Below are 17,562 nucleotides of genomic sequence, written 5' to 3' on the forward strand. Positions count from 1 at the left end.
CCGCCGATTTATATCTACCTGAGCAAGCCGCCGGTGGAGTTCCTGGAAGTGGAGCTGTACAGCGACTTTAAGCGCTGGTCTCGTCAGGGTAAATATGAGGCGGACCATATGCCATCGGCTGCGGCTGTTCGGGCTTATTTAAAACAAAAATATCCGAAACTCGACTCTAAACAGTTAGATCGAATGGCTGAAGATGTTGCCGCAATAGTGATACCAAAAGAAGCTCACCAGAAGATCAGTGAGACATACGGCGGGCGTAATAAACCAGCTCAAATCGAACTGGATTCGCGCAACCTGCGGGCAGCGTTGGACCGTAATCTGGATACCATCAAACCGGCATTGAAAGAGCATGGCGCAACGGAGGGCCAGATAGAGGTGGCCAGAGCGAAAATGCATAAGTTGAACAGAGATATGGGACTGTACAAATGACAGTAAATGTAGGTGCTTTAATCAGCGGTATAGGTAAAACCTATCAAGAGTTGTTCGACGAAGGGTTAATTCCTTATAAAACAAAACCAACCGGTTATCCGGGAGATCCTGATTTAACACTGGATATGGCAAAAGAAGGGGTTCACCTAACTTTTAAGAGAGAAGGACGTCAGTTATGGTCTGTTATTCTAAGTATTCAATACGATAGCGTTAATAATTGGGTCTTTCCTAATGAACTACCGGCACCACTTAAAAGTACTATGTCGCGGAGCTGGGTCCATGAAACGTTGGGAGAGCCTGAGCGAAGCTCTCCTCCAGAAGTCATTATGAAGCGGGCTTTTGGTTGGACAGATATTTTTACTGTTAGTGGACGCCATGTCTCGATGAGTATGCAGGTTAATTATGATGTCGCTGATATGGTTTCTTCGGTTGTGTTTCTTCCGACCTCCGAACTACGCTGGTGATCTCATTTTCTGGAGGATCGTAAAAAGATCCTCTTGAGATCGTTCACCGCTGCGCGTGACCTATTGCCCTGTAGGCGAAAAAAACCGCCGGAAGGCGGGTTGGTTCGGTTTCGTCGAACGGCAAACTTGCCGAAACCAGGCGCTAACCGATCTTCGCAGGAACAGCCACCAAAACAGGACAGTCAGTTTAGCTGCTTCAAACTGGCTTCTTCAGGCGAAAAAGTTACTTTTTCACTCTCGCGTTCCATGCGATCTCCGGTTACCAGCGGCTGCTGCCAGTGGCGTTTTTACGTGCTTTTCCGGGTTGGACCCAGTGGATGGGACCGTCGTTGGAACAGATAGCGGCGGAGAAACAGGCCGCCTTTCTGGCGCAGCGTAAGGCTGAGCGGGAAGCGGAAGAAAAGCGGCTGGCCGTGGAGCGGGAGCGTAACCGGGTCTTTGCGAAATCCTGCCTGCGTGGCGATGGCTGTAACGATGCCGGAGAACAACAGGAGCCGCATACCAATTTTGCGCAGATGTGTTTCTTCCGGGCATTACCGGCGCAANCGCAGACGGCTAAAAAGAAGAAGCCCACCGCGCCGGAAGATGTTCCGAAGCCGAAGAAGCGTAGCGCCCTGTGGAAATGGTGTAACGGCTAAGGCTATGAAGAAAGCAAATGGTTTTATTAGCTGGGTCGCGCGGGGTTTTGAAGGTTATTGCCTGCCCGTTTATTGAGGCGATTGATTTTACCTACTTTTAAGGCACAATTATTTAAAGTAAATTTTTCAATTATTTATCAACTTACCCCCTTTTCTGGCGTTATTTATTTCCAGCTCCGTTTTTCCGCATGACTTAACAGGTGAAAATTCTACACGTATCAAAAAATAAGCAACGTAAACGCTATATAGTTAAAAAAACCATAATAATAATGTGCTTACTTCCCTGCGCTTTTCGGTTTACCGCAACCGGGGAGAGTGTTACGCCTGTTAAAAAGACAATAGAGGAGGCGAGCAAATAAAAAAGCGGAAAGAAATGTCGATATTTAATGGATATTTTTGGGGGAAGTATGGAGTTTGCTATACAACTTATCATTATTTTAATTTGCCTGTTCTATGGCGCGAAAAAAGGGGGGATTGCGCTCGGTCTGTTAGGCGGTATTGGGTTAGTTATCTTAGTTTTTGTCTTTCATCTCCAGCCGGGAAAGCCCCCCGTTGACGTCATGCTGGTGATCATCGCCGTGGTGGCCGCCTCAGCGACGTTACAGGCTTCTGGCGGATTAGACGTGATGCTGCAGATTGCCGAAAAACTGCTGCGGCGTAATCCGAAGTATGTTTCGATCGTCGCGCCATTCGTCACCTGTACGCTGACGATTTTGTGCGGCACTGGCCATGTGGTGTATACGATCCTGCCTATTATTTACGATGTCGCGATTAAAAATAATATTCGCCCGGAACGCCCAATGGCCGCAAGTTCAATTGGCGCCCAGATGGGAATAATCGCCAGCCCGGTTTCTGTTGCGGTCGTCTCCCTGGTGGCGATGCTCGGCAACTTTACCTTTAACGGTAAACAACTTGAGTTTCTCGATCTGCTGGCGATAACCATTCCCTCAACGCTGCTGGGGATACTGGCAATTGGTATTTTTAGCTGGTTTCGCGGTAAAGACCTCGACAAAGACGAAACCTTTCAGGCGTTTATTGCGACGCCGGAAAACCATCACTATGTTTATGGCGATACCGCCACGCTGCTTGATAAAAAGCTTCCGGGTAGCAACTGGATAGCGATGTGGATTTTTCTTGCGTCGATCGCGGTGGTTGCTTTACTCGGCGCCTTTAGCGAACTGCGCCCGGCATTTAACGGCAAGCCGCTGTCGATGGTGCTGGTAATACAGATGTTTATGCTGCTCTGCGGGGCGCTTATTATCATCATTACTAAAACTAACCCGGCATTAATTTCCAAAAATGAGGTTTTCCGTTCGGGGATGATCGCCATCGTTGCGGTATATGGTATTGCATGGATGGCGGAAACCATGTTCGGCGCCCATATGGCTGAAATTAAAGGCGTGCTGGGGGAGGTGGTCAAAGAATATCCGTGGGCCTATGCTATCGTTTTGCTGCTGGTGTCGAAATTTGTTAACTCTCAGGCGGCGGCGTTAGCGGCAATTGTCCCGGTGGCGTTGGCGATTGGCGTCGATCCGGCCTATATTGTCGCCTCCGCTCCCGCCTGCTATGGATATTACATTCTGCCGACCTACCCAAGCGATTTGGCTGCAATCCAGTTCGATCGTTCTGGCACCACGCATATCGGCCGCTTTGTGATTAACCATAGCTTTATCCTGCCGGGACTTATTGGCGTTAGCGTCTCATGCGTTTTTGGCTGGGTGTTTGCGGCAATGTACGGCTTTCTTTAAGACGTTGCTGGCGGCTGTATTGCGCTATAGATGCCGTTACGCCGAATAATAAAGTCGCGAAGGCGGCCAGCGTCAGCGTTTAGCCGGGGAGGCGGGGCGGCAAGAGGAAGGAAAAGTTACCGCCCCGATCGGGTGTGCGGCCCGACAGCGCGACAATAGTGTATACAGACTATGGCGACAATGGGGCATTCCGCGCTTTTCGAGCTGCCTTCAGGATGAATTCACGTTCTCTGCAAAACGATACAATCACTGCGATGCGCGTCCCAGATAACTGTCCCAGTCTTTCCATACGGGTTGCAGGCCTGCGCGCGTGAGCGCGGCGGCAACGTCGGATGGCGTACGACCATCGTGCGGTGAAAACTGCTCCAGTTCAGGCCGGTTATCGGCATATCCACCTGGCTGCGTTTTCGAAAAGGCGCTTACGCTATTGATGGCAACGGGCACCATTTTATCGCGAAAGGCGGGGGATTCGCGGGTGGAGAGCGTTAGTTCGACCTGGGGGGAGAGTAGACGAAACGCGCAAATGGCCTGCGCCAGTTGACGTTCATCCATAACAGATGCTGGCGCCACACCGCCTGCGCACGGACGCAGGCGCGGAAAGGCCACCGAGTAGCGGCTTTGCCAGTAGCGTTTCTGTAGCCACAGCAGATGTTCCGCCACCATAAAGCAGTCGGTGCGCCAGCTTTCAGACAAGCCGGTAAGCGAACCGAGGCCGATTTTATCAATCCCCGCGCGCCCGAGGCGGTCCGGCGTTTCCAGCCGCCAGAAAAAGTCCTGTTTGGCGCCCCGTAGATGGTGACGTGCGTAGGCGGCCTGGTGATAGGTCTCCTGATATACCAGCACGCCGTCCAGCCCGAGAGTTTTCAGCTCGGCATACTCTGCCTGCGTGAGCGGCTGTACCTCCATTTGCAGCGAGCTGAAGCGGGCGCGGATAGCGGGAAGATGCTTACGGAAGTAATCCATGCCTACCTTGTTTGGGTGCTCGCCGGTGACGAGCAGTAAATGTTGAAACCCCATCTTTCGCAGCGCTTCGCACTCGCGCGCGATCTCTTCGGCATCCAGTGTCTTACGCTTAATGTGATTGCTCATTGAAAAGCCGCAGTAGGTGCAGTCGTTGGCGCACAAGTTGGAGAGATAGAGCGGCACGTACAGCCCCACGGTATTGCCGAAGCGCTGGCGCGTAAGTTGCCGGGCCTTTTGCGCCATCGGTTCCAGGTAATTTGCGCCCGCAGGCGACAGCAGCGCCATCATATCGTCTGCAGTCGGTTTGCTGGCTTCCAGCGCGCGCTCAACGTCGCGCGGGCGCTTACTGTTAATCGCAAGCGTAAACGCGTCCCAGTTCAGCTCGCGCCAGCGGTCGGTAAACGTATTCATGGGGCCGCCTCCAGAAAACCTGTGAGCGGGCTGGACGCCACGGCTTGATGAAAGCGTGCGCTCTGGCCGGCCAGGGCTGCGATGCGGCCGGCCTCGACCGCCAGCCGGAACGCCTGCGCCATGCGCACCGGATCGCCTGCTACCGCAATAGCGGTATTCACCAGCACCGCATCAGCGCCCATTTCCAGCGCTTCGGCGGCATGACTGGGCGCGCCTATCCCGGCATCCACCACCACCGGCACGTTTGCCTGCTCGATGATTATTTCCAGAAACGCCCGGGTTTGCAGCCCCTGGCTGGAACCTATGGGCGCCCCCAGCGGCATCACCGCCGCGCAGCCTGCTTCCTCCAGCCGCTTGCACAGCACCGGGTCGGCCCCGCAGTAGGGCAGCACGACAAAATCTTCCTTCGCCAGTTGTTCTGCCGCCCTGAGCGTTTCAACCGGGTCGGGTAGTAGCCAGCGCGCGTCCGGGTGAATCTCCAGCTTTACCCAGTTTGTGCCGAGCGCTTCGCGCGCCAGGCGCGCGGCAAAGATAGCTTCGGCGGCGCTGCGCGCGCCAGAGGTGTTGGGCAAAAGGGATACGCCAAGTTCACGCAGCGGCGCGAGGATGGCGTCGTGACGGTTATTGAGATCCACGCGCTTCATTGCCATTGTCACCAACGGCGAACCGGACGCGCGCAGCGCATTTGTCATGATTTCCGGCGAGGCGAATTTGCCTGTGCCGGTAAACAGACGCGAATGAAAGGTTTTATCCGCAATTTGTAGCATGTCAGCCTCCGGCAATCGCCTGAAACAGCAGCAGGACGTCGCCGTCCTGCAAAATGTGATGGTCCCACCGCTCGCGCGGAAGAATGGTCTGGTTAAGCGCCAGCGCGCTGCCGGGGTTATCCAGCTCAAGTCTTGCCAGCAGTTGACGCAGGGTTTCACCCGGCTCGCAGCGAAGCGGCGCATCGTTAAGCAGAATGTGCATTCGCGCCTCCACATACCGGGCAGTTTGCCGCACGCTGGCGGGTAAGGACGCGCCACTGGTGGGCGCGGGCGTCGAACAGGCGCAGGCAGTCGCTGCGCACCTCCATGCCGCACAGCAGCTTGATGGCTTCCAGCGCCTGGAGCGTGCCCATCACGCCAACCACCGGGCCGAGTACGCCCGCGTTGCGGCAGTTGCGTGCAGGTTCGCTCATCTGCGGCCACAAACAGCGATAGCAGCCGTGCCGCCAGGGCGGCGTCAGCACCAGCATCTGACCGCCAAAGCCTACGGCGCTGGCGCTGATAAGCGGCGTTCCCTGCGCCACGCAGGCGGCGTTAATGGCCTGGCGTGTCGCCATGTTATCGGTACAGTCGAGTACCAGATCTGCGCTGGCGACCGCGTGGCGCAGCGCCTCGCCGGTTAGCCGCCGATTGAGCGTTTCCAGCCGTACGCCGGGGTTAAGCCGCTGAAGCCGCCGCGCGGCCGCGCGCGTTTTTGGCGTGTCGATATCATCGGTATTAAACAGTATTTGGCGTTGCAGGTTGCTGATATGCACGCTGTCGTCATCGGCAAGCGCCAGCGTGCCGACGCCCGCGCCCGCAAGCCACAGCGCCGCCGGGGAGCCAAGCCCGCCAAGCCCGATAATCAGCACCCGGCTTTGCAACAGCCGCTGTTGGCCTTCCAGCGCGATATCCTCCAGCAGTAGCTGGCGGCTGTAACGCATAAAATCCGCATTATTCATCGCCCGCTCCCGCCAGCTCCAGCAACTGTTTTGTGGCGGCGCGCCAGTCCATTGCCTGCGTAATCGCGCTTACTACAGCAATGCTGCCAACCCCTGTCGCCAGCACGGCCGGCGCGCGCTCAAGGCTGATGCCGCCGATGGCGACGGTCGGATAATCGCCCAGCCGTTTGATGTGTGTCGCCAGTTGCTCCAGCCCCTGCGGCGCAGACGGCATCTGTTTAGTCCGGGTTGGGAACACGTGGCCGAGTGCGATGTAAGACGGGCGCGTCGCCAGCGCCACGTCAATTTCCCTGTCGTCGTGCGTCGAGATGCCAAGGCGCAGCCCGGCGTTGCGTATAGCCTCCAGGCTGGCGGTTTGCAGGTCCTGCTGGCCCAGGTGTACGCCGTAAGCGCCGTGCTTTATCGCCAGCCGCCAGTAGTCATTAATATACAGCCGGGCGTTGTAGCGTCTGCCAAGCTTAATGGCGGCGATAATGTCCTGTTCGGCCTCGCTGTCCTGTCTGTCTTTAATGCGCAGCTGGATTGTGCGCGCGCCTGCCTCCAGCAGGCGCGCAATCCACTCAACGCTATCGACCACCGGATAAAGCCCGAGGCGCGAAGGCGCAGGTGGAAAAAGGGGGTGATAAACTATCATGCTTCCTCCGGCCGGGCGGGCGTGGCGTCTGTGTGGGGCCGTATGTAAATGTCCCCGCCTCTGGCGCGAAACGCGCGCGACATATTCTGCATCCCGGCATCCGCGTTTTGCGCGGCCGCATAGTCACGCACTTCCCGGGTAATTTTCATCGAACAGAATTTCGGGCCGCACATAGAACAGAAATGGGCAACCTTGCCGGATTCCTGCGGCATTGTTTCATCGTGCCAGGCGCGGGCGGTGAATGGGTCAAGCGCCAGGTTGAACTGGTCTTCCCAGCGGAACTCGAAGCGCGCCTTTGACATGGCGTTATCGCGAATTTGCGCGCCAGGGTGTCCCTTTGCCATATCGGCGGCATGAGCGGCAATTCTGTATGCGATAAGCCCTTGTTTTACATCTTCTTTATTCGGAAGTCCCAGGTGCTCTTTCGGTGTGACGTAACACAGCATGGCGCAGCCAAACCAGCCAATCATCGCTGCGCCAATGCCGGAGGTGAAGTGGTCATAGCCTGGCGCGATGTCGGTCGTTAGCGGCCCGAGGGTATAAAACGGCGCTTCGTGGCAGTGCTCCAGCTCTTCGGTCATATTGCGGCGAATCATCTGCATCGGCACGTGTCCGGGGCCTTCGATCATCACCTGCACGTCGTATTCCCAGGCAATTCTGGTCAGCTCGCCCAGCGTATGCAGTTCGGCAAACTGCGCCTCGTCGTTGGCGTCCTGGATGGAACCAGGGCGCAGGCCGTCGCCCAGCGACAGCGAGACATCATAAGCGGCGCAAATTTCGCAGATTTCGCGAAAATGCTCATACAGGAAGTTTTCTTTATGGTGTGACAGACACCATTTCGCCATGATAGCGCCGCCGCGTGAAACAATGCCGGTCAGACGTGAAGCCGTCATTGGCACGTAGCGCAGCAGCACGCCTGCGTGAATAGTGAAGTAATCCACCCCCTGTTCTGCCTGCTCCAGCAGCGTGTCGCGAAACGTATCCCACGTCAGGTCTTCGGCGATGCCGTTCACCTTTTCCAGGGCCTGGTAGATGGGTACTGTGCCGATCGGCACCGGGCTGTTGCGCAGGATCCACTCGCGGGTTTCGTGGATATAACGTCCGGTGGAGAGATCCATCACTGTGTCAGCGCCCCAGCGCGTGGCCCACACCAGCTTTTCCACCTCTTCTTCAATAGAGGATGACACGGCAGAGTTACCAATATTGGCGTTTATTTTCACCAGAAAATTGCGTCCAATAACCATCGGCTCCGATTCCGGATGATTAATGTTGGCGGGAATAATGGCGCGCCCGGCGGCTACCTCATCGCGCACAAATTCCGGTGTGATGTTCTGTGGCAGGCGTGCGCCAAAATTTATTCCCGGATGCTGCTGGCGAAGGCGCTGGCTGCGTACGCGCTCGCGGCCCATATTTTCACGCAGGGCGATAAATTCCATCTCTGGCGTAACAATGCCCCGGCGCGCGTAGTGTAGCTGGGTCACGCGCTTGCCGGGCCGCGCGCGTTTTGGCGTCGGCAGGCCGGCGAAGCGCAGGTTGTCGGGATCCGCATCGGCAAGGCGTTCGCGGGCGTACGCAGAGCTGCGGTTGCTGAGGCGCTCTGTATCGTTGCGTTCGGCAATCCAGGCGCTGCGCAGCTTCGCCAGCCCTGCATGAACGTTAATGGCGATGTTCGGGTCGCCATAGGGGCCGGAGGTGTCATATACGGGTACCGGCTCGTTAACTTCATACTGTGGGTTGGTTTTGCTGGCGTCGATGAGCGTCGGGCTAAGCTGGATTTCACGCATCGGCACGCGGATATCGCTACGCCTGCCTTGCAGGTAAATGCGGCGAGAGTTGGGAAATTGGGCGCCTTCCAGCGTGTTAATAAATTGCCTGGCGGCGGCGCGTTGTGCGCGGCGGCCTGGTTTTTTTGTCGATGTAGACATAGCGCGTTCCGGTTAAGTGACTGGACGTGGCTTGTCAGAACAACGGAGGGAGTAACGGGTACAGCCGCCCTGTAACGGGCGCGCCAGTTGGCGTGATTACTCTTGTTCCCTTCGCAGGTTTTAACCTGAGCAGGTTCCGCGGATCCCGAATTAACGGTCTCAGCCCGTGCTGCGCACTGGGCACTCCGACAAGATAATGCGCCGCCCAACTGGGGGCGCATCAGTTAAGCTACGCGCTAATGAAAAAAAACTCAAGCCGGGCGGGCAAACGTACTGGTATCGTTAGCGCCGCCGCGCAGGTTTTTTTCAAGCATCTGCGCAATGAGTTTATCTTCAAGCGCAAATCGTGAAGCCAGCGCTTCGCCAATCTCCGACAGCGCATGCTGAAATGCCAGATAGTCATCATGATCGATGGCCTTTTCAAGGTGGCTGTCGTAATACGCCATTATTTGTTCGGTATTGGCTTCCAGCTTTGACCAGATTTTGCAGGTAGAAAGCGTGCCTTCCATTTCGTGGGTAATGCGTTCATAAATACAGAAGTGGCAGGTGGAGAGGTAGTCCACCAGATTCTGGCAAAAACGGTCAAGCGCCTGCTCATTCAACACAGCATGAGGCGCTTTACCTGGTTTGATGCCGACCAGGCTGTAATAAGCCACTAGGAGATGCTTTCTGTCATGGAGCCACCGGACCAATAATTCATTACTGCCACCAACGCGTTCAGTCAGGCTTTTCAGTTGGTTTAGCATGATTGTCTCCATGAGTTATATGATGAAAACGCAAAGCGACGTGGAATGTAAAATTAATGTTGCAAATTTGCCAGCGAAACAGAGGTCGGGCAAGCACTTATGGAACGTACATTAGAAAAGTTAGACCATGGCTGGTGGATAGTCAGCTATCAACACAAATTATGGCTGCCGCGCGGTGAGCTGCCTTACGGTAGCGCTGCGGATTTTGCGCTTGACGGCCTGCAGGCGGTGGAAATCGGCCGCTGGCGGAATGAGCCAGTATGGCTGGTGGCGCAGGCGCGACGGCAGGATATGGGATCGGTGCGCCAGTTGCTGGATGAAGATGCCGGGCTATTTCAGTTGGCCGGACGCGGCGTGCAGCTTGCTGAATTCTGGCGAGCTCATCGCTACTGCGGCTACTGCGGCCATGAAATGCACCCCAGCCGGCACGAATGGGCGATGTTATGCGGGCGCTGCCGTGAGCGCTATTATCCGCAAATTGCGCCCTGCGTTATTGTGGCTATTCGACGCGAAGACAGCATTCTGCTCGCCCAGCACAACCGCCACCGTAACGGTATCTACACCGTGCTGGCAGGTTTTGTGGAGGTCGGGGAGACGCTTGAGCAGGCGGTGGCGCGTGAGGTAAGGGAAGAAAGCGGTATTGCGGTAAAAAATTTGCGCTATGTCTCATCCCAGCCGTGGCCATTCCCGCAGTCGCTGATGACCGCGTTTATGGCTGATTATCATGAAGGAGAGCTGGTTATCGATCGCTCAGAGCTGATGGATGCTGGCTGGTATCGTTATGATCGACTCCCCCGGTTGCCGCCGCCGGGCACCGTGGCGCGCCGCCTGATTGAAGATACCGTTGCACAGTGCCGGGCGCAGTATGAATGACGTGATACACTGACGCCTTGTCGCTGAAGGAAATGCCAAAATGACCGAATTAAAAAACGATCGCTATCTGCGCGCGCTGCTGCGTCAACCTGTGGATATCACGCCGGTGTGGATGATGAGACAGGCAGGCCGTTATCTGCCGGAATATAAGGCCGTGCGCGCCCAGGCCGGCGACTTTATGTCGCTGTGCAAAAATGCCGAGCTGGCGAGCGAAGTGACCTTACAGCCGCTGCGCCGTTATGATCTGGATGCCGCTATTCTGTTCTCTGACATACTGACCGTGCCGGATGCGATGGGGCTTGGCCTGTACTTTGAAACAGGCGAAGGGCCGCGCTTTAGCCGCCCGATTACCTGCAAAGCAGACGTTGATAACCTGCCGGTGCCGGACCCGGAGCAGGAGCTGGGCTATGTAATGAACGCGGTGCGCGCCATTCGCAGCGACCTCAATGGCAAAGTGCCGCTGATTGGTTTTTCCGGCAGCCCGTGGACGCTGGCGACCTATATGGTAGAAGGCGGCGGCACTAAGACCTTCACGCGCATTAAAAAGATGATGTACGCCGAGCCGCAAACGCTGCATGCGTTGCTCGATAAGCTTGCGAGAAGCGTTGTGTTGTACCTTAACGCCCAGATTCACGCCGGGGCGCAGGCGGTGATGATCTTTGATACCTGGGGCGGCGTGCTGACCGGGCGCGATTATCAGCAGTTCTCGCTCTACTATATGCATAAAATCGTCGACGGGCTGCTGCGTGAAAACGAAGGTAAGCGCGTGCCGGTAACGCTGTTTACCAAGGGCGGCGGCCAGTGGCTGGAGGCGATGGCGCAAACCGGCTGTGATGCGCTGGGTCTTGACTGGAGCGTGGATATTGCCGACGCGCGCCGTCGCGTGGGGGATAAAGTGGCGCTGCAGGGCAATATGGATCCGTCTATGCTTTATGCGCCGCCCGCGCGTATTGAAGAAGAAGTGGCGACTATCCTTGCTGGCTTCGGCCAGGGCGAGGGCCATGTGTTCAATCTCGGTCACGGTATTCATCAGGATGTGCCGCCGGAACATGCAGGTGCGTTTGTCGACGCGGTGCATCGCCTTTCAGCGGAATATCACCGTTAAGGAGACAGAATGGAACTTGGCGCGCTGCGCGCAAAGCAGCTTGAACTGGCATCATCGGTTATCCGGGAAGATCGCTTCGATACCGATCCTCCCCGGCTGATCGCCGGGGCGGATGTGGGGTTTGAACAGGGCGGCGAAGTCACGCGCGCGGCGATTGTATTGCTGAAATACCCTGAACTAACGCTGATGGAATATCAGATAGCGCGTATTCCCACCACCATGCCTTATATCCCCGGTTTTCTTTCGTTTCGTGAATATCCGGCGCTGCTACGGGCCTGGGAGCAGCTTTCCCATAAGCCGGATCTTATCTTCGTTGACGGCCACGGCATCTCCCACCCGCGCCGCCTTGGCGTGGCCAGCCACTTCGGCCTGCTGGTGGATACGCCCACCATTGGCGTTGCGAAAAAGCGCCTGTGCGGTAAGTTTGATGACCTGCCCGACGCGCCGGGCGAAGCCGTACCGCTGCTGGATAAGGGAGAGCAGTTGGCCTGGGTCTGGCGCAGTAAAAAACGCTGCAACCCGCTGTTCATTTCTACCGGGCACCGCGTGGGCCTCGACACCAGCCTGAGCTGGGTGCAGCGCTGTATGAAAGGTTATCGCCTGCCTGAACCGACGCGCTGGGCTGACGCAGTCGCTTCCGGGCGCCCGGCGTTCATGCGGCTTGCAGAAATTCCGCGCTGATTGCGTTACACTGCCGCCAGTTCTGACTAATGAGAGTTATAAATGCTACAAAACCCAATTCACCTGCGCCTGGAAAAGCTGGAAAGCTGGCAGCACGTGACGTTTATGGCGTCGCTTTGCGAGCGCATGTATCCCAACTATGCGATGTACTGCAGGCAAAGCGGCTTTGGTGATGCGCAGATTTATCGCCGTATTCTCGATCTGGTGTGGGAGACGCTGACGGTCAAGGATGCCAAAGTGAACTTCGACAGCCAGCTCGAGAAGCTTGAAGCGGCGATACCGGTAGCCGGAGACAGCGAAATGTACGGCGTTTATCCGGCCATTGACGCCTGCGTGGCGCTGAGTGAATTACTGCATTCGCGGCTGAGCGGCGGAACGCTGGAACACGCTATTGAAGTTAGTAAAACTTCTATCACAACCGTTGCGATGCTGGAAATGACCCAGGCCGGCCGTGAAATGACGGATGAAGAACTGAAAACGAATCCGGCGGTAGAAGAGGAATGGGATATTCAGTGGGAAATTCATCGTCTGCTGGCGGCCTGTGAAGAGCGGGATATCGAGCTGATTAAAGGGCTGCGTGCAGACCTCAGAGAGGCAGGAGTCAGTAACATCGGTATAAATTTGCAGCAAGAAGACAATAAATCGTGATTTATAGCCTGTTTTGACGTATCTGAAGGCTTCCAATTAGCCCCCCGTCTGGTCTACATTTGTGGGGCGAAAAAAAGTGGCTATCGGTGCGTGTATGCAGGAGAGTGCTATTATGGCATTTTCGTCGCACTCGATGCTTAGCAAGCGATAAACACATTGTAAGGATAACTTATGAATAAGACTCAACTGATTGATGTAATTGCGGACAAGGCTGACCTGTCTAAAACGCAAGCTAAAGCAGCTCTGGAAGCTACCCTGGCTGCCATTACTGAGTCTCTGAAAGAAGGTGATGCTGTTCAGCTCGTGGGTTTCGGTACTTTCAAAGTGAACCACCGTGCAGAGCGCACCGGTCGCAACCCGCAGACCGGTAAAGAAATTAAAATCGCTGCTGCTAACGTACCGGCATTCGTTTCTGGTAAGGCGCTGAAAGACGCTGTTAAATAAGAGACAGCGTGGCTGCGTACAGTTTTAACAGAGGGGCGGAAACGCCCCTTTTGTCCGTCTGGCAACGGGCGAGCGTGCTGGCAGGCGCTGCGCTGCTCGCTGCCTGTAGCTTGCGTACGCCGCCGCTGCCCTTTACCGCCAGCGGCTACGTTGCCGACGGCGGCGTGGTACGTATCTGGCGTAAGGACGACGCCAGCGGCGGCGTTCATCTGTTTACCGCCTTCAGCCCCTGGTATAGCGGCGAAACTGCGACCGGCGAATACCGCTGGCAGGGAGAAAACCTGATGCTGGCGCAGCAAACAACCTACGGCAAGCCTCCTCAACATATTAAAATTCGTTTCGACGAGCGCGGCGGCCTGAGCTTTATGCAGCGGGAAGTGAACGGCCAAAAGCAGCAGCTTTCGGACGACAGCATCGCACTCTGGCGCTATCGCGCGCAGCAGGTGCGCGCAACCAGCGATGCGCTACATGCCGGTCGCGTGGAGCTATATCAGGGGCGTTGGCAGGGAGAGGGTTCAGTCGTCAACTGTGAAGGGCAGCGTCTGAGGCCTGCGCTGAACGATGCTGCGCTCAAACGCATACGCCAGCGCCAGGCGAATTCATCAATGGCCGTGAGCGTTGCCTGGCTCGAAGCGCCGGAAGGCGCACAGTTGCTACTGGTGGCGAACGAGAACTACTGTAGCTGGCAGCCGGATCCCAAGTCGTTTTAAAAGGTTTGCTGCGCAAATAACCCTCTCCTGTCGCCGGGCGTGCGGCTTACGGGCTGAGCGCAGAAAAAGCGCATTCCGGCTGACGTTTCACCGTAAGATCAAAGCAGGCAAAAGCTCCGTTCCGCCTGCTTTGCCGTTATCAGCCCCGGCGCAATAAATGGCTTTTGCCGGTTTACTTTTCTGAAATTTCGGGCCTGAGCTGCGCGTATCGGCGTTCCACAACAAGCCTGTTTGTTACTTATTTCTTTTTTTCACGTTCAATGGCGCGCCAGCCAATATCGCTACGGCTAAAGCAGCCGTCCCAGCGGATGCTTTCCATCAGCGCATAGGCGCGCTGCTGGGCTTCGCCGACGCTGTGGCCCAGCGCAGTGGCGCATAATACGCGACCGCCGCTGGTCACAACATCGCCTGCCGCATTCAGCGCTGTTCCGGCATGAAACACTTTGCCTTCGCCGCCCGTCTGCGTAGGCAGGCCGAAAACCCTATCGCCGCTGCGATAGTTGCCAGGATAGCCGCCCGCCGCCATTACGACGCCAAGCGCGGCGCGCTCGTCCCATTCTGAGGTTTTCTCATCGAGCTTGCCGGCGCAGGCATACATGCACAGATCCACCAGATCTGATTTCATTCGCAGCATGATCGGCTGGGTTTCCGGATCGCCAAAGCGGCAATTAAATTCGATAACCTTCGGGTTGCCGGCCGGGTCAATCATTAACCCGGCGTACAGGAAGCCGGTATAGGTATTGCCTTCGGCCGCCATGCCGCGCACGGTTGGCCAGATAATACGTTCCATTGTGCGCTGGTGGACGGCGTCGGTTACAACGGGCGCCGGCGAGTAAGCGCCCATACCGCCGGTATTCGGGCCGGTATCTTTGTCGCCCACGCGTTTGTGATCCTGGCTGGTTGCCATTGGCAGCACGTGTTCGCCGTCCACCATGACAATAAAGCTCGCTTCTTCGCCATCGAGAAACTCTTCAACCACCACGCGATGGCCCGCGTTGCCAAACGCATTGCCCGCCAGCATGTCCTCAATGGCCTCTTCCGCTTCTTTAAGCGTCATCGCCACGATAACGCCTTTGCCTGCGGCCAGACCATCGGCCTTGATAACAATCGGCGCGCCTTTTTCACGCACGTAAGCCAGCGCAGGCTCCACTTCCGTGAAGTTCTGATATTCGGCAGTGGGTATGTTGTGGCGCGCCAGAAAATCTTTAGTGAAAGCCTTGGAGCCTTCAAGCCGGGCGGCGGCTTTGGTTGGGCCAAAAATAGTCAGCCCGGCGTCGCGAAAGGCATCCACCACGCCGATGACCAGCGGCGCTTCCGGTCCAACGATGGTCAGATCGATTTTTTCGCGTTGAGCGAAATCCAGCAGCGCCGGGATGTCGGTGACGCTGATATTGACGTTCTGCAACGCGGGCTCCAGCGCAGTACCGGCATTGCCGGGCGCGACATAAACAGTATTGACCTGAGGCGACTGCGCCGCTTTCCAGGCAAGCGCATGTTCGCGCCCGCCGTTACCAATCACTAATACTTTCATTATTACGCTCTCTGTTAGTGGCGGAAGTGACGCATGTCGGTGAAGATCATCGCAATACCGTGCTCGTCGGCGGCGGCAATGACTTCTTCATCGCGAATGGAGCCGCCAGGCTGAATCACGCAGCTCACGCCAACGGCGGCGGCGGCGTCGATACCGTCACGGAACGGGAAGAAGGCGTCAGAGGCCATCGCTGAACCTTTCACTTCCAGCCCTTCGTCACCGGCTTTGATACCGGCAATTTTGGCTGAGTACACGCGGCTCATCTGGCCTGCGCCGATACCAATGGTCATATTATCGCGAGCGTAGACGATAGCGTTCGATTTCACGAACTTCGCCACCTTCCAGCAGAACAGCGCGTCGCGTAACTCCTGCCCGGTGGGCTGGCGTTTTGTCACCACGCGCAGCTCATCCGCGCCGACCATGCCCAGATCGCGATCCTGCACCAGCAGGCCGCCGTTAACGCGTTTAAAATCAAGGCCCGGCACGCGCTGGCTCCACTCGCCGCAGGTCAGCACGCGCACGTTCTGTTTGCTGGCTGTGATTTTCAACGCTTCTTCAGTGGCGGATGGAGCAATGATCACCTCCACAAACTGGCGGGAGACAATTGCCTGCGCGGTTTCGGCATCCAGCTCGCGATTAAAAGCAATGATGCCGCCAAAGGCTGAGGTCGGATCGGTCTGGTAAGCGCGGTTGTAGGCGTTAAGGATGGAGCTATCCACCGCTACGCCGCACGGGTTGGCATGCTTAACAATTACGCAGGCCGGTTCGTCAAATTCTTTCACGCATTCCAGAGCGGCGTCGGTATCAGCGATGTTGTTATAGGAAAGCGCTTTGCCCTGGCGCTGAGCGGCGGTGGCGACCGATGCTTCTTTTACGCCTTCCTCTATATAAAAGGCTGCCTGCTGGTGGCTGTTCTCACCGTAGCGCATATCCTGCTTTTTGATGAAGTTCAGATTTAGCGTGCGCGGAAAGCGGCCAGACGGCGCCGTGGTCTCGCCGTGATAGGCGGGGACCATACTGCCAAAGTAGTTGGCGATCATAGCGTCATAGGCGGCGGTGTGCTCAAAGGCTTTGATGGCAAGATTGAAACGGGTTGCTAACGTCAGCGAACCCTCGTTGGCGTCTATCTCATTAATAATAGCGCCGTAATCGCTGCTTTTTACGACAATAGCGACATCTTTATGGTTTTTGGCGGCAGAGCGCACCATCGTCGGCCCGCCGATATCGATATTTTCTACGGCGTCTTCCAGCGAGCAGCCTTCGCGTGCGACGGTCTGCGCAAAGGGATAGAGATTGACGACCACCATATCAATAGGTGCGATAGCGTGCTTTGCCATAACCTCATCATCCAGGCCGCGGCGACCGAGGATACCGCCGTGTACTTTGGGGTGCAGGGTTTTTACGCGCCCGTCCATCATTTCAGGGAAACCGGTGTAGTCAGACACTTCCGTCACCGGTAAGCCAGCTTCAGCCAGCAGGCGAGCGGTGCCGCCTGTAGAGAGCAGCTCGACGTTGCGTGAAGAGAGCGCCTGAGCGAATTCGATGATGCCGGCTTTGTCAGATACGCTAAGCAGCGCACGACGTATGGGACGACGTTGTTGCATGATAGTAAATCCCCTGAATTGAAACATGACTAAGAGCGTTAGCTGAATTTTCATTATGAACGCTCAGCTAACGCGCCTGGCGGGGCATTCTGTTATCGCGCGGCATTGTAACGAAAACGTTTGCGCAACGCTCGCGAATTTTTATTTTTTGCGGGTCTGTGGATAACTCTGTGGGCAAATGCGTATAAAATGGGGTTTTGCTGGGGAAAGCAGCAGTCAGTCATTTTTCTGTCATTTTCCAGTTGCGGCCTGCCGGGAACACCCTATAATGCGCCACCACTGACACGGCGCGACGGCGTA

General features: G+C 56.3%; 17 protein-coding genes, 1 pseudogene and 1 riboswitch. Of the genes and pseudogenes, 9 read left to right on the plus strand and 9 right to left on the minus strand.

Translation table 11 applies throughout. The features are described 5' to 3' along the window. From JJB97_RS16175 to JJB97_RS16190, 3 genes and pseudogenes are all read left to right on the plus strand, one after another. Positions 1–429, plus strand: a pseudogene (locus tag JJB97_RS16175) (S-type pyocin domain-containing protein); the annotation flags it as partial. Further along, positions 426–893, plus strand: coding sequence for a DUF6392 family protein (locus tag JJB97_RS16180; protein WP_238715106.1), 468 nt, complete (start codon positions 426–428; stop codon positions 891–893). The pseudogene JJB97_RS16175 and the gene JJB97_RS16180, both read left to right, overlap by 4 nt. Positions 894–1,938: 1,045 nt before the next feature. Next, a complete protein-coding gene (locus tag JJB97_RS16190; RefSeq protein WP_238715121.1) occupies positions 1,939–3,279 on the plus strand; it encodes an anaerobic C4-dicarboxylate transporter in 1,341 nt (446 codons plus the stop codon). A 246-nt stretch (positions 3,280–3,525) separates the two neighbouring features. Here JJB97_RS16190 and thiH read toward each other — a convergent pair whose 3' ends face one another. From thiH to rsd, 7 genes are all read right to left on the minus strand, one after another. Next, positions 3,526–4,653, minus strand: a complete 1,128-nt coding sequence (gene thiH / locus JJB97_RS16195) for a 2-iminoacetate synthase ThiH (RefSeq protein ID WP_238715107.1) — start codon at positions 4,651–4,653, stop codon at positions 3,526–3,528. After that, a complete protein-coding gene (locus JJB97_RS16200) occupies positions 4,650–5,420 on the minus strand; it encodes a thiazole synthase (protein ID WP_238715108.1) in 771 nt (256 codons plus the stop codon). Before JJB97_RS16200 ends, thiH begins: the two co-directional genes overlap by 4 nt. Before the next feature lies 1 nt (position 5,421). Beyond that, positions 5,422–5,622: a sulfur carrier protein ThiS gene (gene thiS / locus JJB97_RS16205; protein ID WP_238715109.1), complete on the minus strand. Its 201-nt coding sequence runs from the start codon at positions 5,620–5,622 to the stop codon at positions 5,422–5,424. Continuing rightward, positions 5,606–6,361, minus strand: coding sequence for a HesA/MoeB/ThiF family protein (locus JJB97_RS16210; RefSeq protein WP_238715110.1), 756 nt, complete (start codon positions 6,359–6,361; stop codon positions 5,606–5,608). Before JJB97_RS16210 ends, thiS begins: the two co-directional genes overlap by 17 nt. Continuing rightward, positions 6,354–6,995 (minus strand): thiamine phosphate synthase, encoded by a 642-nt coding sequence (gene thiE / locus JJB97_RS16215; RefSeq protein ID WP_238715111.1) that lies wholly within the window; start codon positions 6,993–6,995, stop codon positions 6,354–6,356. Before thiE ends, JJB97_RS16210 begins: the two co-directional genes overlap by 8 nt. Then, entirely contained in the window at positions 6,992–8,920 is a 1,929-nt protein-coding gene (gene thiC / locus JJB97_RS16220; RefSeq protein ID WP_238715112.1) for a phosphomethylpyrimidine synthase ThiC, read from the minus strand. Before thiC ends, thiE begins: the two co-directional genes overlap by 4 nt. 89 nt (positions 8,921–9,009) lie before the next feature. Continuing rightward, positions 9,010–9,118, minus strand: a riboswitch (TPP riboswitch). Between the two features lie 53 nt (positions 9,119–9,171). Further along, entirely contained in the window at positions 9,172–9,666 is a 495-nt protein-coding gene (gene rsd / locus JJB97_RS16225) for a sigma D regulator (RefSeq protein ID WP_238715113.1), read from the minus strand. A 99-nt stretch (positions 9,667–9,765) separates the two neighbouring features. Between rsd and nudC the strand changes: the two genes are divergently transcribed. The 6 genes from nudC (at position 9,766) to JJB97_RS16255 (ending at position 14,127) form a co-directional block, all read left to right on the plus strand. Beyond that, entirely contained in the window at positions 9,766–10,539 is a 774-nt protein-coding gene (nudC, locus tag JJB97_RS16230; protein ID WP_238715114.1) for an NAD(+) diphosphatase, read from the plus strand. 40 nt (positions 10,540–10,579) lie between these two features. Continuing rightward, entirely contained in the window at positions 10,580–11,644 is a 1,065-nt protein-coding gene (hemE, locus tag JJB97_RS16235) for a uroporphyrinogen decarboxylase (RefSeq protein WP_238715115.1), read from the plus strand. A 9-nt stretch (positions 11,645–11,653) separates the two neighbouring features. After that, the gene (nfi, locus tag JJB97_RS16240; protein ID WP_238715116.1) at positions 11,654–12,325 is read left to right on the plus strand and encodes a deoxyribonuclease V; all 672 of its coding nucleotides are present in this window, start codon (positions 11,654–11,656) and stop codon (positions 12,323–12,325) included. A 42-nt stretch (positions 12,326–12,367) separates the two neighbouring features. Further along, a complete protein-coding gene (locus JJB97_RS16245; protein WP_238715117.1) occupies positions 12,368–12,973 on the plus strand; it encodes a YjaG family protein in 606 nt (201 codons plus the stop codon). 171 nt (positions 12,974–13,144) lie between these two features. Beyond that, a complete protein-coding gene (hupA, locus tag JJB97_RS16250) occupies positions 13,145–13,417 on the plus strand; it encodes a nucleoid-associated protein HU-alpha (RefSeq protein WP_017375529.1) in 273 nt (90 codons plus the stop codon). Positions 13,418–13,425: 8 nt separating this feature from the next. Further along, positions 13,426–14,127, plus strand: coding sequence for a DUF1481 domain-containing protein (locus JJB97_RS16255; protein ID WP_238715118.1), 702 nt, complete (start codon positions 13,426–13,428; stop codon positions 14,125–14,127). A 238-nt stretch (positions 14,128–14,365) separates the two neighbouring features. Here the strand turns inward: JJB97_RS16255 and purD are convergent, their stop codons facing one another. After that, on the minus strand, positions 14,366–15,658 hold the full coding sequence (purD, locus tag JJB97_RS16260) for a phosphoribosylamine--glycine ligase (protein ID WP_238715119.1): 1,293 nt from the start codon (positions 15,656–15,658) through the stop codon (positions 14,366–14,368). Positions 15,659–15,672: 14 nt separating this feature from the next. After that, positions 15,673–17,262 carry a bifunctional phosphoribosylaminoimidazolecarboxamide formyltransferase/IMP cyclohydrolase gene (gene purH / locus JJB97_RS16265; protein WP_238715120.1) on the minus strand — a complete coding sequence of 530 codons (1,590 nt, stop codon included), beginning with the start codon at positions 17,260–17,262 and terminating at the stop codon, positions 15,673–15,675. Between the last annotated feature and the right edge of the window lie 300 nt (positions 17,263–17,562).

The sequence above is a fragment of the Tenebrionibacter intestinalis genome (genome assembly GCF_016632365.1).
GTDB classification, from domain to species: Bacteria; Pseudomonadota; Gammaproteobacteria; order Enterobacterales; family Enterobacteriaceae; genus Tenebrionibacter; species Tenebrionibacter intestinalis.

What these genes read in the sequence shown, in the direction of transcription:
- JJB97_RS16180 (WP_238715106.1), top strand. Translation starts at nt 426, where the DNA reads ATGACAGTAAATGTAGGTGCTTTAATCAGCGGTATAGGTAAAACCTAT.
- JJB97_RS16190 (WP_238715121.1), top strand. Translation starts at nt 1,939, where the DNA reads ATGGAGTTTGCTATACAACTTATCATTATTTTAATTTGCCTGTTCTAT.
- thiH (WP_238715107.1), bottom strand. Translation starts at nt 4,653, where the DNA reads ATGAATACGTTTACCGACCGCTGGCGCGAGCTGAACTGGGACGCGTTT.
- JJB97_RS16200 (WP_238715108.1), bottom strand. Translation starts at nt 5,420, where the DNA reads ATGCTACAAATTGCGGATAAAACCTTTCATTCGCGTCTGTTTACCGGC.
- thiS (WP_238715109.1), bottom strand. Translation starts at nt 5,622, where the DNA reads ATGCACATTCTGCTTAACGATGCGCCGCTTCGCTGCGAGCCGGGTGAA.
- JJB97_RS16210 (WP_238715110.1), bottom strand. Translation starts at nt 6,361, where the DNA reads ATGAATAATGCGGATTTTATGCGTTACAGCCGCCAGCTACTGCTGGAG.
- thiE (WP_238715111.1), bottom strand. Translation starts at nt 6,995, where the DNA reads ATGATAGTTTATCACCCCCTTTTTCCACCTGCGCCTTCGCGCCTCGGG.
- thiC (WP_238715112.1), bottom strand. Translation starts at nt 8,920, where the DNA reads ATGTCTACATCGACAAAAAAACCAGGCCGCCGCGCACAACGCGCCGCC.
- rsd (WP_238715113.1), bottom strand. Translation starts at nt 9,666, where the DNA reads ATGCTAAACCAACTGAAAAGCCTGACTGAACGCGTTGGTGGCAGTAAT.
- nudC (WP_238715114.1), top strand. Translation starts at nt 9,766, where the DNA reads ATGGAACGTACATTAGAAAAGTTAGACCATGGCTGGTGGATAGTCAGC.
- hemE (WP_238715115.1), top strand. Translation starts at nt 10,580, where the DNA reads ATGACCGAATTAAAAAACGATCGCTATCTGCGCGCGCTGCTGCGTCAA.
- nfi (WP_238715116.1), top strand. Translation starts at nt 11,654, where the DNA reads ATGGAACTTGGCGCGCTGCGCGCAAAGCAGCTTGAACTGGCATCATCG.
- JJB97_RS16245 (WP_238715117.1), top strand. Translation starts at nt 12,368, where the DNA reads ATGCTACAAAACCCAATTCACCTGCGCCTGGAAAAGCTGGAAAGCTGG.
- hupA (WP_017375529.1), top strand. Translation starts at nt 13,145, where the DNA reads ATGAATAAGACTCAACTGATTGATGTAATTGCGGACAAGGCTGACCTG.
- purD (WP_238715119.1), bottom strand. Translation starts at nt 15,658, where the DNA reads ATGAAAGTATTAGTGATTGGTAACGGCGGGCGCGAACATGCGCTTGCC.
- purH (WP_238715120.1), bottom strand. Translation starts at nt 17,262, where the DNA reads ATGCAACAACGTCGTCCCATACGTCGTGCGCTGCTTAGCGTATCTGAC.